Annotated in this window: 11 protein-coding genes; all 11 read left to right on the plus strand. The window is 44.8% G+C overall.

The genetic code is table 11. The annotated features are described in order from the left end of the window. Positions 1 to 54: 54 nt before the first annotated feature. The 11 genes from CLV27_RS00245 to ppsA all read left to right on the plus strand — a co-directional run bounded on the left by CLV27_RS00245 (position 55) and on the right by ppsA (position 13,093). Positions 55 to 354: a YtxH domain-containing protein gene (locus tag CLV27_RS00245; RefSeq protein WP_132524616.1), complete on the plus strand. Its 300-nt coding sequence runs from the start codon at positions 55 to 57 to the stop codon at positions 352 to 354. After that, positions 355 to 1,797 (plus strand): UDP-N-acetylmuramoyl-L-alanyl-D-glutamate--2,6-diaminopimelate ligase, encoded by a 1,443-nt coding sequence (locus CLV27_RS00250; protein WP_132524618.1) that lies wholly within the window; start codon positions 355 to 357, stop codon positions 1,795 to 1,797. It abuts the gene before it with no gap. 478 nt (positions 1,798 to 2,275) lie between these two features. After that, positions 2,276 to 3,589, plus strand: coding sequence for a UDP-N-acetylmuramoyl-tripeptide--D-alanyl-D-alanine ligase (locus tag CLV27_RS00255; protein ID WP_132524620.1), 1,314 nt, complete (start codon positions 2,276 to 2,278; stop codon positions 3,587 to 3,589). Further along, complete coding sequence (locus tag CLV27_RS00260; protein WP_132524622.1) at positions 3,586 to 4,461, plus strand: D-alanine--D-alanine ligase family protein; 876 nt, start codon at positions 3,586 to 3,588, stop codon at positions 4,459 to 4,461. The genes CLV27_RS00255 and CLV27_RS00260 overlap by 4 nt, the downstream gene beginning before the upstream one ends. Continuing rightward, entirely contained in the window at positions 4,458 to 5,189 is a 732-nt protein-coding gene (locus tag CLV27_RS00265) for a cell division protein FtsQ/DivIB (protein WP_132524624.1), read from the plus strand. The genes CLV27_RS00260 and CLV27_RS00265 overlap by 4 nt, the downstream gene beginning before the upstream one ends. Continuing rightward, entirely contained in the window at positions 5,168 to 6,409 is a 1,242-nt protein-coding gene (locus CLV27_RS00270) for a cell division protein FtsA (RefSeq protein WP_132524626.1), read from the plus strand. Before CLV27_RS00265 ends, CLV27_RS00270 begins: the two co-directional genes overlap by 22 nt. 8 nt (positions 6,410 to 6,417) lie before the next feature. Continuing rightward, positions 6,418 to 7,506 carry a cell division protein FtsZ gene (ftsZ, locus tag CLV27_RS00275; RefSeq protein ID WP_132524628.1) on the plus strand — a complete coding sequence of 363 codons (1,089 nt, stop codon included), beginning with the start codon at positions 6,418 to 6,420 and terminating at the stop codon, positions 7,504 to 7,506. Positions 7,507 to 7,518: 12 nt separating this feature from the next. Further along, positions 7,519 to 8,631: an aminofutalosine synthase MqnE gene (gene mqnE, locus CLV27_RS00280; RefSeq protein ID WP_132524630.1), complete on the plus strand. Its 1,113-nt coding sequence runs from the start codon at positions 7,519 to 7,521 to the stop codon at positions 8,629 to 8,631. 7 nt (positions 8,632 to 8,638) lie between these two features. Further along, the gene (mqnE, locus tag CLV27_RS00285; RefSeq protein WP_132524632.1) at positions 8,639 to 9,754 is read left to right on the plus strand and encodes an aminofutalosine synthase MqnE; all 1,116 of its coding nucleotides are present in this window, start codon (positions 8,639 to 8,641) and stop codon (positions 9,752 to 9,754) included. 66 nt (positions 9,755 to 9,820) lie between these two features. Next, positions 9,821 to 10,624 (plus strand): NAD-dependent epimerase/dehydratase family protein, encoded by an 804-nt coding sequence (locus CLV27_RS00290; protein WP_132524634.1) that lies wholly within the window; start codon positions 9,821 to 9,823, stop codon positions 10,622 to 10,624. Between the two features lie 18 nt (positions 10,625 to 10,642). Continuing rightward, a complete protein-coding gene (gene ppsA, locus CLV27_RS00295; protein WP_132524636.1) occupies positions 10,643 to 13,093 on the plus strand; it encodes a phosphoenolpyruvate synthase in 2,451 nt (816 codons plus the stop codon). The last annotated feature ends 25 nt before the right edge of the window (positions 13,094 to 13,118 follow it).

The raw sequence follows: 13,118 nt of genomic DNA on the forward strand, positions 1-13,118 counted from the left end.
AATCCTTTTAACGTTGGACTACTTTTAAAGTAAGAACACAGAAAGGAGGAAACGATGAAGAGGACCTCTTTTATGTTTTTACTTGGTACAGTTGTCGGTGCTGTAACGGCCTACCTTGCAACGGCAAGGGGGGAGGAGATTCTGAAGAAGCTTGAGGAGCTCCAAGAGCAAATCAAGGAGAGTGACCTCCCCGAAAGGGCAAGAAACTTGGTAAAAGAGATTTCTGAGTCCGTAACTCAGCTCATTACTACCGGCGAGAAGGAAATGAGCGAGGAGGAGAAGAAGAGTATCTTAGAGGAGGTTGAAGCGAAAATAAAGAAGCTTGAGGAAGCCATACAGCAGAAGGCGGAGTAGGTGAGGCTTAACTGTCTCTTAAAAAGTGCGGGTCTTCCTCCTTTAAAGAAGGAACTTGAAGTAACCCACGTTACCGATGACTCACGAGAAGTTAAGCCCGGCTCTCTCTTCTTTGCCTTACGGGGATTTAAAACCGATGGGAACCTATTTATCCCCGAAGCCGTAAAGAGGGGAGCTGTAGCTGTAGTAACCGACAGCAGGGATTCCTTAGAAAAATATAAGAGCTTAGGCGTTCCTTTAATCTTTTCACAGGACCTCAGGAGAGACTTGGCCTTAATAGTTTCCCGTTTTTACGGAGACCCTTCATCATCCATAAAAGTAATTGGCGTTACGGGGACTAACGGAAAAACGACTACGGCCTACATTCTCTACCACCTTTTAAACCGTTTGGGGAAGAAGACCGCAATAATAGGGACGGTTGAGTACGGACTCCCCGGAAAGACTATTCCAGCAGAAAGAACAACTCCCTCTCCTACTACTTTCTTCCGCCTTCTTAAAGAGTTTAAAGAAAATGGGGCGGACTTCGTAGTCTGTGAAGTTTCCTCTCACGGTTTAAAGCTCCACAGGGTAACCGGAACAAAGTTTAAGGGAGCGGTCTTTACAAACCTTTCTCCTGAACACCTTGACTTCCACAAGAACCTTTGGGACTACTTCCTTTCAAAAGAAAAGCTCTTTTTTATGACAAGGGACGTAGGAGTTGTAAACGGCGACGATAAATTTGGAAAACTCTTGCTTGGCCTTAGAGGAATTTTCCCCTGTAAGCTTTCAAGTTTTGGAAAGAAAGGAGAGTTCAGAATTGAGAGGGTGGAAAACTTAGAGGAAGGCCTCCTTGTTATTTTAAAGCTTGGTAGAGAGACTTACCCAATAAAGACCTCTTTAAGGGGTTTCTTTAACGCCTACAACGTAGCTGCGGCCTTTTCTCTCCTTGTAGAGCTTGGCTTTTCTCCAAGGGAGCTCTTAGGCCTCTTTGACGGAATTTCAGTTCCCGGCAGGATGGAGGAGGTAGTGAAGAACGTCTTTGTTGACTACGCTCACACTCCAGACGCTTTAGAGAAAGTTTTAAGAGCTCTAAGAGAGCTTAAAAGAGGAAGGCTCATAGTTGTCTTTGGCTGTGGAGGGGACAGGGATAGAGAAAAGCGTCCACTAATGGGCAGTATAGCCGAAAAACTTGCCGACTTTATCATTTTGACTAACGACAACCCAAGAAGCGAAGACCCGGAGCAGATAGTAAATGAAATCCTCTCAGGTATAAGGGAAAGGAGTAAGGTGGAGGTCATCTTTGATAGAAGGTTGGCCATAGAGAGGGGATTAAAACTGAAAAAGGAGGAAGACATTCTCTTAATAGCCGGAAAAGGTCACGAAACCTATCAGGAAGTTGGGAGCAAAAAGTATCTTTTTGACGACAGGGAAGTGGTGAGGGAGCTCTCCCGTTTGATACAATAAGAAAAGATGGCCTTTGAAATCTGAATAAGGCTAACGGGGCAGAGTTAAGTTTACTGAAACTTTTTGCTCTAAATAGCGAATTTCCAGCGAGTTATAGAATTTGATAGAAATCTTAAATTCTGGAGACTTTGGTTTTCAATACTTCCAGATTTTTGCTGTTGAAATGCCCGAAAAAGTGAGCGGGATTGCGACTAACATCCATCTGCCATCTCATCGATTATCCAATACGTATATTCTGTTGAAATGCCTGAAATGCCCTAAAAAGTGGAAGGGATTGCGACTATTCCCGTAAAGCAACTTATGAGGTAGAGAATAACTAGTAAAGTTGAAATGCCCTTAAAAGTGGAAGGGATTAGGGTAGGTTTGTTTAATCAAGGAGGGAGCTTGAGGGGGATGAAATCCTCCTCACGTTTTGTCTCTTGTAGTTTCTAATCTTTGGGTTAAATTTCTTTTTAAGTTTTTTCTCTGGGGAGCTCCCTTGAAGGCAGAAGATTTAGCAAAGATAACAGAAGGACGGTTAAGGGGAGAAAAAAACATTTCCGTTTCCTCCTTTGAGTTTGACACGAGGGAAGGGGTATCTGAAGCTCTCTTCATTCCTCTAAAAGGAAAAAGGGACGGCCACGATTTTATAGAGGATGCTTTTTTAAAAGGAGCTCTCGGAACCCTAACGGAAATACCTGTAGAAGTTCCAGAAGGAAAGTTTTCTATAGAAGTTGAAGACACCTTTTTGGCCTTTAAGAAAATTGCCCAGTTTAAGAGAGAAAACTTTTCTAAAACCCTTGTAGCCGTAACAGGAAGCGTAGGAAAAACGACGACAAAGGAGCTCCTTTTCCACCTCTTTTCAGACCGTTTTAAGACCTATAAAAACAAAAAGAGTTTCAACAACATGTTGGGGGTTGTCTATACCCTTTCAAACCTTCCGAGAGAAACAGAAGTTTACATTCAGGAGCTTGGAACGAACGCTCCGGGAGAAATTGGCGAGCTTACAGCTTTTGTAAAGCCCGATATATCCATCGTTACCGCTGTAGAAAGAGCCCATACAGAAGGTTTGAAAGATTTTGACACTATACTCAAAGAGAAAATGTCCATTACGGAAGATGTTCCTGCGGCCGTTGTCCCTTACGCTTTTAGGGAATTCTCAAAGTCTTTTGAAACTGTTACCTTTGGAAGAGAAGGCGATGTAAGGGTCGTTGACCTTAAGTTTTTCCCCGATAGAACACTTTTCTCCCTTGAGTTTTTCGGAAAAAGGCTTTCCTTTGAATCTCCCATTCCGGGTTATTCCCTCGTTAACGCCGCTGCAGTTGCCGTGGCTGTAGCTCTCATTCTTGGCGTTGATGTTGCGGACTTTCCGGAAAGGTTAAAGTCTTTCCAACCTCCTGAGATGAGGCTCTGCATAGAGAGGTTAAAGGGAGTAGTTCTTATAAACGACGCCTATAACGCTAATCCCCGTTCAATGGAGAACGCCATCCACGTTCTATCCTTGCAGCCCACGACTAAGGTAGCTGTTTTGGGAGATATGGCAGAACTTGGGGAGATTTCGCGTGAGGAGCACAGAAAGCTCGGAGAGCTTTTAAATAGAGCCGGTGTTACAGAGCTTGTTGCCTTTGGAGAGGAGATAGGAAGAGCTCTGGAGACCTTTAAAGGTAAGTCCTTTTACTTTACAATCAGAGAAGAATTTATTAATTTTATTAATAACTACGATTTTTCTGGAAAAGCAGTCCTTGTAAAGGGTTCAAGGAAGAACAGGCTTGAAGAAGTGGTCAAAATAATAAGGCAGAGGTATGGAAGTTGAAAGTAGCGGTAGTTTACGGAGGTCCTTCCCCTGAGGCCGATGTGTCAAGGAAAAGTGCAGCCGGCGTTATTTCTGCGCTAAAGGAAAAAGGTTACGAGGTTTTTCCTCTTGAGCTTAACGATTCCTTCATTAAAAAGTTAGAGGAAATAAAGCCCGACAAAGTCTTTTTAGTTCTTCACGGCTGTCCCGGTGAGGATGGAACGGTTCAAGGTTTACTTGAGGTAATGGGCTTTGACTACACGGGTTGTAATACCCAAACGAGCGCTATCTGTATGGATAAGGACATAACGAAGAGGGTTCTTAAAACCTACGGGATACCTGTTCCTGCCGGAGAGACCTACTTTAGCGAGGAGGAGGTGGAGCTTCTTGAGCTCCCTTGCGTCGTTAAGCCGGCAAGGACGGGCTCAAGCGTTGGCATAAACGTTGCAAGAACAGAGGAAGAGTTCTGGAAGGCTGTAAAGGAGGCCTTCCGCTACGATAGTAAGATACTCGTTGAGGAGTATATAGAAGGTAGAGAGCTGACAGTTGGAGTCTTAAACGGGAGAGCTCTCCCCCCTGTAGAGATAATTACTGAGGGTGGTTTTTACGATTATGAGGCCAAGTATGTGAGCTCTAAAACCCAGTATGTAGTGCCAGCTCCCCTCCCTGAGAGGATAAGCAAGAAGTTACAGAGGATTTCTGAGAAGGTTTACAAAATCTTAGAGTGTCATGGAGCGGTAAGGGTAGATTTTCGCCTTGATGAGCGGGGAGCTCCCTACCTTTTGGAAGTAAACACGATTCCCGGAATGACAGAAAGAAGCCTACTCCCAAAGGCCGCTCAGTCAGCCGGGATAGAGTTCCCTGAACTGATAGAGAGGATACTTAAAGGATGAAAAAGCTTGCTGTTTTTGTTCTTTTTTTGGCTCTCCTTGGAGTGGCCGTTTACGGTTACGTTACGGCGCCCCAGACTGTGAATCAGGTGGAGCTTGAAATAGAGAAGGAAACGGGAAACTGGAAACCTAAAATAAGCCAGTTTGTCTTTACTCTTGTAAAGCCGGGGGAGAGGTTAGAGTTAGAGGAACTTGAGTACCTAAAGGAGAAGTTAGAGTCACTTCCGTGGGTTGATAGATGTTCAGTTTCGCTCCTTAATGGAGTTCTAAGAATAAAAGTCTGGGAAGTTACTCCAGCTTTTGCTATTTTTTTTGCGGGTAGTACGTACATAATGAGTAACAAGGGCTTTGTTTTAGATAAGGTTGCTGGTTTTAAAAATTTTTCTCCAATTTACTATTACAAAGGAAAAACTTCACCGTTTACTGTTGATGGAGAGTTTGTTAAAATCAAGAACATAATTAGAACAGAAATAGAGTTAGCTAAAAAACGTCTGGGAGCCTTTAGTGGCTTTCAGGAAAAGCCGGAAATAGTTCTAACAGATACTGGAGTGAATTTAATTTTCAAAAAGCAGAAGGTTATCGTCTACCTTGATAATAGCGAAAACGCTTGGAGTAATTTCGTTAAGTTTGATAGACTTGCTAATAGGCTCCCAGCGGGTGTTTACGACTTTCGCTTCTTTGATATGCTTGTAAGGGGGAGGAACGAAAAATGCTTGAACAGAAAATCTTGACCATAGATTTAGGAACTTCGGCGATAAGGGTGGCTCTTTCTGTTGTACATTCCGGAAACAAGAGAACAATAACTATGACAACTGCTCCGTCAAGGGGGATAAGAGGCGGGAACATAGTTAACTTCCAGTCGGCCAAGGACTCCCTCAACTCCGCCCTCAATAAGTTGAAGGTGGAATCCTCTGTAACCGTTCCGCCTGAGGCCTACGTTCTCATTACAGGAGCTCACACGATTAGCTACGCCGTTGAGTCAAAGATAACCTTTGCTGGGATACAGACAATCTCCTATAGCGACGTGAACGAGGTTAAAAACAAAGCTAAGAGGGAGCTCCTTAAAAAACTAAGACAGGCAGCAAGTCACTTTGAGATAATCCACATGATTCCTCAGGAGTTTATCGTAGAAAACCTTACCGGTATACAAAATCCGATTGGGCACAACGGCCGCGAGCTGACGATGAGAGCTTTCGTAATTTTGGCCTCAAAGTCTTCAATGAAAACCATAGAGTCCCTTTTAAAGGAGGTCGGTCTTAGGCTAAAGGGGGTCGTTCTCCAGTCTTTTGCTGCCTCCCACGGAATTAGGGATGAGAAGACCTACCTCAACAACAACCTCCTTATTTATATGGGTGCTGGGAATACCGAGTACTTTTACTTTAGAGAAGATAAGCCAGTGTTCTTAAGGCACGTTCCCTTTGGTAGTGAGGACATAATAGAGAACTTGGTTCACCAGCTAAAGATTAGCAGGAAAGAGGCCGAAAAGCTCTTCTTAGAACACGGTAGCGCCTACGCCTTTAAGGTGAACAAGGAAGAAATCATTGACGTCAACTACGGTATGTATACGCGGAAAGTGCCCAAAATACTAATATCTGCCCTCATTCACGCCCAGCTAAAAAAGCTCTTTAAGGACATTAAGGATGATTTGAAGAACGAAGACCCTACCTTTGTTTCAAACCTTAACGCAGTTTACCTGACGGGTGGATTGGCAAAGCTGAAGGATATAGATTTTCTTGCTGGAAAGATACTAAAGGCGCCGGCCATAGTGGCAGAAACGCAGGATGAGGTTATGAAAGATACTCTCTACTCTCCCCTTGTAGGGACTACCAACTTTGTTATGTCTTTAAAGAGCCGAAAGCGTATAGTGGACATAAAAGAGGACCTTACGAAGGACTACTCAAGGAAAGGCCTATTTGCAGGTATATGGCGTTTTATAACTGACCTTATTTAGGAGGAGCCATGTTTGACATTGCCGATGACATCTTTCAGGGTCCAGTCATTAAGGTTATCGGCGTTGGCGGAGGCGGTGGAAACGCTGTAGCGAGAATGTACGAGAAGGGTATAGAGGGAGTTGAGTTTATAGCTATTAATACAGACGCTCAGGTCCTTACAAAGCTTCCCGTTCCTATAAAGGTTCAGATAGGAGAAAAGTTAACTAAGGGACTTGGAGCCGGTGGAAAGCCAGAAATTGGAGAACAGGCGGCTCTGGAAGATGAGCCGAAGATAAGGGAGGTTCTTGAGAACTCCGATATGGTTTTCATAACTGCCGGAATGGGGGGCGGGACTGGAACTGGTGCTGCTCCAATTGTTGCAAAGATAGCTAAGGATATGGGAATCCTTACCGTTGGCGTTGTAACAAGGCCCTTTGACTTTGAAGGGAGAAAGAGGCACGAGTTTGCAGAAGCCGGCATAAGGAGGCTAAAGGAGTTCGTTGACACTTTAATGGTTGTTCCAAATCAGAAACTCCTAACTGTAGCTCCAAAGGACATGAGCATCCTTAACGCCTTTAAGCTTGCAGATAACGTTCTCTATCAGGCGGTAAGGGGAATTACGGAAGTAATCACAAAGCCGGGACTTATTAACCTTGACTTTGCTGACGTTAAGACCGTTATGCACAGCGGCGGTTACGCCCTCATCGGTATAGGAGAGGCAAGCGGAGAGGATAGAGCTCTAACGGCGGCCAGAAAGGCCATTGACAACCCTCTCTTAGAAAACGTTCAAGTTGAAGGTGCAAGCAGGATACTTGTCAACATTACTGGAGGGCCCGACCTTACCCTTGACGAGGCTTACGCTGCTGCCGGCCTTATAAAGGAAAGGGCAAAGAGGGACGATACAAACTTCTTCTTTGGCGTAAACGTTAGCGAGGAGCTTGAAGGCTCTATTGAGGTTACAGTAATTGCTACCGGCTTTGATGAAAAAGGAAGACCACTTACGGGCTTTTCAAGGCAACCTTCCTTTACAGATGCTCCCTTCCAGACAAGGGAAACTGTTGAGACCCTCAACATAGACATAGAAAAGCTCCTTGAACAGCTTAAGGAGGAAGAGTAAGAGGAAAGATTTATGGAACTAGCGCTAAATGAGCTCTTGGAGTGGAAACTTGTAGAGGATAAAAGCCTTATACCTATTGCCGAAAAGGTTCTTTCTGGTGAAAGGCTTTCCTTTGAGGACGGCGTTAAACTATTTGAAACTGGGGATATACTAACCTTAGGAAGGCTTGCAGACTACGTAAATAAAAAGAAAAACGGCAATTTAGTTTACTTTGTAGTTAACAGGCACGTAAACCTTACAAATATCTGTGTTGGCTCGTGCAAGTTCTGTGCCTTCAGGAAAAGGAAAGGAGAGGATGGAGCGTACGCCCTAAGTGTTGAGGAGGTTCTTAGGAAAATAGAGGAGTTTGAAGGAGTTTCAGAAATTCACATAGTTAGTGGACTTCATCCTGACTGGGACTACAGCTACTACGTGAACCTCATTAAGGAAATCAAGGAAAACTTTCCCCACGTTCACGTTCAAGCCTTTACAGCGGAAGAAGTTGACTACCTGTGCAGGATTTCCGGCAAATCTGTGGAAGAAGTTCTCATGGACTTAATAGAGGCCGGTCTTGGCTCTCTTCCCGGTGGTGGGGCAGAAATCTTTAACGAGAAGCTTAGAGAAAAGCTCTGCCCTGAAAAACTTTCTGCAGAGAGGTACCTTGAAATTCACAAAACTGCCCACAGGCTTGGTCTTAAGACAAACGCCTCTATCCTCTACGGCCACGTGGAGACTTATTCAGATAGGGTTGATCACCTTTTAAGGCTCAGAGAACTTCAGGACGAAACAGGAGGCTTTCAGGCCTTTATCTCCTTTGCCTACCATCCTTTAAATACTGAGCTTGGAGGGAACTTTACAACGGGCTTTGACGACTTAAAGATGCTTGCCGTTGCAAGGCTTCTCCTTGATAACTTCCGCCATATAAGGGCCTTCTGGATAATGCTTGGTGAAAAGCTTGCCCAAGTTTCTCTTCACTTTGGGGTTAACGACCTTGACGGGACTGTCGTTGAGGAGTCCATAACCCGCTCTGCCGGCGCTAAAGAGGGCTCCTTTATGCCAAAGGAAAGGCTTATAAGGCTCATAAAGGAGTCGGGTAAAATTCCGGTAGAGAGGGACACTGTCTACAACGTTCTGAGGGTCTACTGAGGTAGGAATGGAGGAGCTGATACTTTCTCTGGTAAAGGACAGAAAGCTCTTAAGTATCGCGGAAAAGGTTCTCTCGGGAGAGAGGCTTTCATTTGAGGAGGGGCTTACCCTTTTTGAATCTTCGGAGCTCCCCGTTCTTGGACTTTTAGCAAACTACGTAGCAGAGAAGAAGAACGGTAAATTCGCCTACTTTAACGTTAACGTCCATATAACACCTACGAACATATGCGTAGGAACGTGTAAGTTCTGCGCCTTTAGGAAGAAAAAAGGTGAAAGTGGCGCTTACGAGCTTACCGTTAAAGAAGTTATTGAAAAACTAAAAAGGTACAGTGAAGAGGTTTCAGGCTTAACAGAGGTTCACATAGTTGGAGGGCTTCACCCTGACTGGAGCTACGAGCAGTTCATTGGGATTGTTAGGACTGTGAAGGAAGAGTTTCCGGAGCTCCACATCAAAGCTTACACTGCAGAGGAGATTAAGTATATAGCCAAAAAGGGAAACAAAAGTATCGCTGACACTCTTATAGACTTGATAGAGGCAGGTTTGGGGTCACTTCCGGGGGGTGGTGGAGAGATTTTCTCTGAAAGCGTGAGAAAGGAGATATGTCCCGACAAGATAACTGGTGATGAGTACCTTGAGATTCATAAAACAGCTCACAGGTTGGGGCTCAAGACAAACGCAACAATGCTCTTTGGCCATGTAGAGTCCTACGTTGACAGAGTAGACCACCTCTTAAGGCTGAGGGAAGCTCAGGACGAGACGGGAGGTTTCCAGACCTTCATTCCTCTTGCCTTCCACCCTCTAAATACGGAAATACCGGGGGCAACCTATACTACGGGAGTTGATGAGCTTAAGACTATTGCTGTTTCCCGTCTAATTCTTGACAACTTCCCTCACATAAAGGCCTACTGGGTAATGCTTGGAGAAAAAATCGCTCAGGTTGCCCTTCAGTTTGGAGCTGACGACATTGATGGGACTGTGAGGGAGGAAGATATAACTCAGGCGGCTGGCGCTAAGGCTGGAGAGTTCTTACCAAAGAGCAGGCTCATAAAGCTTATAAAGGAGGCTGGCAAAGTACCTGTAGAGAGGGATACCCTTTACAACGTTCTCAAGATTTACTCCTAACAAAGTATGGTTGTTGGTATAATCCACTTATACGGGAAATTTTTTTCGTCTGCTATGGTTTAGGTTATGGGGTTAAGTGAGGGAAAAGAAAAAAGAGGGGCTATAAGTAAAATCCTGATAACTGGGGCATCGGGTTTTATAGCTTCTCACCTTATAAAGGCATTACCACAGGAAAACCTTATACTCCTTTCAAGGAGTGAAAAGCTAAAAACAAAATACCCGAAGGCAACTTTTGTTCAGTTCTCTGAAGAAAAAATTGGAGAGTTGGTTGTTGATTCTAAGCCAGACGTAATTGTTAACTTAATCGGAATTCTTGTGGAAAAAGGAAACAATACCTACGAAAAAGTTCACTTTGAGCTTACAAAACGGCTTGTTGAAGCTGCAAAGAGAGTAAACCTTAGAAAGTTTATCCATATATCTGCTTTAGGTGTTAGACCTAACAGTAGAAGTAGATACCATCAAAGTAAGTGGAAAGCAGAGGAGTTCATTAGGAGCTCCGGCGTTCCTTACGCTATCTTTCGGCCCTCTATCGTTTTGGGGGAGGAACAGAAGCTCTATGAGGATTTGCGTTTCTTTTCTCGCTTTACTCCTATAATTCCTGCCCCTAAGATGAAAGTTCAGCCGGTTAGCGTGGAGAAGGTGGTGGATTCAGTAAGGAAGGCTATTTACGGGGACGTTACGGGAACTTTTGAACTTTGCGGTGAGAAGGTTATGTCCATGAAAGAACTCTTTGAACTTGTTCTTTCAGAACTCGGGATTAAAAGGCTTGTTGTAGAAGTTCCAAAGGTATTCTTCTTGCCCGCTGCCCTTGTTGGTATTGGCCTTACTTTTGACCAGTACTTAATGATGGAGGATAACATTTGCCGATAAAGAAAAAAGGGGGAAGGTATGGAAAGGGAAAAGCTTGTCGTCTGGCTTGATGAAGTTGGCATTGAGGACGTTCCTCTTGTAGGCGGTAAAAATGCTTCCTTAGGGGAGATGATAAAGGCTCTTTCCCCTAAGGGGGTGCATATACCGGAAGGTTTTGTCGTTACTTCCGCCGCTTATCGGTACTTCTTGGAATACAACAACCTTGAAGAAAAGATAAAGGAGATTTTAAAAGGACTCAACGTAAATGACGTTAACGACCTTCAAAGGAGAGGAGAAAAAATTAGAGAGCTTATAAGGAGCGGTGACTTCCCCGAGGATTTAGAGAAGATGATTGAAACTTACTATAGGGAGCTCTCTAAGAAGTTTGGCCTTGAGACCGTTGACGTTGCCGTAAGGTCATCGGCAACTGCAGAGGACCTGCCAGATGCTTCTTTTGCCGGCCAGCAAGATACATTCCTTAACGTAAGGGGTGTTGATAGCCTGCTTAATGCAGTTAAGAAGTGCTTTGCTTCTCTCTTTACCGATAGAGCAATCTCCTACAGGGAGACTTTTGGATTTGACCACTTTCAGGTCGCCCTGTCCGTTGGAATTCAGAAAATGGTCAGGTCTGACCTTGCAGCTGCTGGGGTAGGTTTCTCAATAGACACAGAGAGCGGTTTCAGGGATGTGGTCTTGATTACCGGCTCTTACGGGCTTGGAGAAATGGTGGTAAGGGGAGCTGTCGTTCCCGACGAGTGGGTCGTTTTTAAGCCTACCCTTGCCAAGGGCTATAAAGCGATAATTGAGAAGAGGCTTGGAGATAAGCAGTTAAAGATGATTTACGGCGATAGTGAGAAGAAGCCGGTAAAGGTAGTTTCTGTTCCCCTCAAGGATAGGGATAGGTTCTGTCTTACCGACGAAGAGGTTCTAACCCTTGCCAACTGGATAGTTGAGATAGAGAAGTACTACTCTGAGAAGAACGGTCGCTGGACTCCTATGGACGTTGAGTGGGCGAAGGATGGAACCACAGGTAAACTCTACATCGTTCAGGCGCGTCCTGAGACCGTTCACTCCCAGAAAGACTTTAACAAGATAACCGTTTACAGGATTACAGAACCTCCAGAGGAGAGACAGAGGAAACTTCTTGTTTCTGGAATAGCCGTTGGAAGGAAGGTTGCTGAAGGTAAGGTGAAAATCCTGATGTCCTTAGAAGAAGCTGAGAGGTTTGAGGAGGGAGATATCCTTGTAACCGACATGACCGACCCAGACTGGGAACCTATAATGAAAAAGGCCTCTGCGATAGTTACAAATAGAGGAGGAAGAACCTGCCACGCAGCAATTGTAGCAAGGGAGCTTGGAGTTCCTGCCATAGTTGGAGCTGGCAACGCTACAGAAGTATTGAAGGAAGGACAGAGCGTAACTGTATCCTGTGCTGAGGGTAGTACGGGCTACGTTTATGACGGAAAGGTGTCCTACGAGGTTGAGGAGGTAGACCTTGCAGAGCTCCCCATGCCCAAAACCCCAATCATGTTCAACATTGCAACTCCCGAAGGAGCTTTTGACCTTTCCTTCTTACCCAATGCCGGCGTAGGTCTTGCAAGGGAGGAGTTTATCATAAACAACTACATAGGAATCCACCCGAACGCCCTGATAAGGTTTGAGGAGATAAAGGAGTTAGACCCAGAGCTTGCTGAGGAGATAGAGAGGAGAACGAAAGGCTACGAGGATAAGAAGCAGTTCTACATTGATAGGCTTTCCTACGGAATAGCGAGGATTGCTGCAGCTTTCTATCCAAAGCCTGTAGTCGTTAGGTTTTCCGACTTTAAGTCCAACGAGTACGCAAACCTCCTTGGTGGTAAGTACTTTGAGCCTAAGGAAGAGAATCCAATGCTCGGCTGGAGGGGAGCTGCCCGTTACTACTCGGATAACTTTAAGGAGGCCTTTGGCCTTGAATGTCTTGCCATAAGGAAAGTAAGGGAGGAGATGGGACTTGACAACGTGATTGTGATGATACCTTTCTGTCGTACTCCCGAAGAGGGAAGGAGAGTTCTTGAAGTTATGAAGGAGTACGGTCTTGAGAGAGGAAAGAACGGCCTTCAGGTCTACGTCATGTGTGAGCTCCCGTCTAACGTGATTCTTGCCGACCAGTTTGCAGAAATCTTTGACGGTTTCTCCATAGGTTCTAACGACCTTACTCAGCTAACCCTTGGAGTTGATAGGGACTCAGGCCTTGTTGCCCACATCTACGATGAGAGGAACGAGGCCGTTAAGAGAATGGTTTCTATGGCAATAGATGCTGCTAAAAGGCACGGAAGGAAGGTTGGTATATGTGGTCAAGCCCCTTCAGACCATCCAGACTTTGCCCAGTTCTTGGTGGAGAAAGGAATAGACACAATTTCCATAAACCCCGACTCTATCCTTGAGGTGATAAGAGCTCTCTATGAGATTGAGAGGAAACTTGGAATTTACGAAGAAGAAACTGTATACTAACGCCTACAGCCTGATTCTTAGGGAG

The organism is Phorcysia thermohydrogeniphila, from assembly GCF_004339575.1.
Lineage (GTDB): Bacteria > Aquificota > Aquificia > Desulfurobacteriales > Desulfurobacteriaceae > Phorcysia > Phorcysia thermohydrogeniphila.

What these genes read in the sequence shown, in the direction of transcription:
- CLV27_RS00245 (WP_132524616.1), top strand. Translation starts at nt 55, where the DNA reads ATGAAGAGGACCTCTTTTATGTTTTTACTTGGTACAGTTGTCGGTGCT.
- CLV27_RS00265 (WP_132524624.1), top strand. Translation starts at nt 4,458, where the DNA reads ATGAAAAAGCTTGCTGTTTTTGTTCTTTTTTTGGCTCTCCTTGGAGTG.
- CLV27_RS00270 (WP_132524626.1), top strand. Translation starts at nt 5,168, where the DNA reads ATGCTTGAACAGAAAATCTTGACCATAGATTTAGGAACTTCGGCGATA.
- ftsZ (WP_132524628.1), top strand. Translation starts at nt 6,418, where the DNA reads ATGTTTGACATTGCCGATGACATCTTTCAGGGTCCAGTCATTAAGGTT.
- mqnE (WP_132524630.1), top strand. Translation starts at nt 7,519, where the DNA reads ATGGAACTAGCGCTAAATGAGCTCTTGGAGTGGAAACTTGTAGAGGAT.
- mqnE (WP_132524632.1), top strand. Translation starts at nt 8,639, where the DNA reads ATGGAGGAGCTGATACTTTCTCTGGTAAAGGACAGAAAGCTCTTAAGT.
- CLV27_RS00290 (WP_132524634.1), top strand. Translation starts at nt 9,821, where the DNA reads ATGGGGTTAAGTGAGGGAAAAGAAAAAAGAGGGGCTATAAGTAAAATC.
- ppsA (WP_132524636.1), top strand. Translation starts at nt 10,643, where the DNA reads ATGGAAAGGGAAAAGCTTGTCGTCTGGCTTGATGAAGTTGGCATTGAG.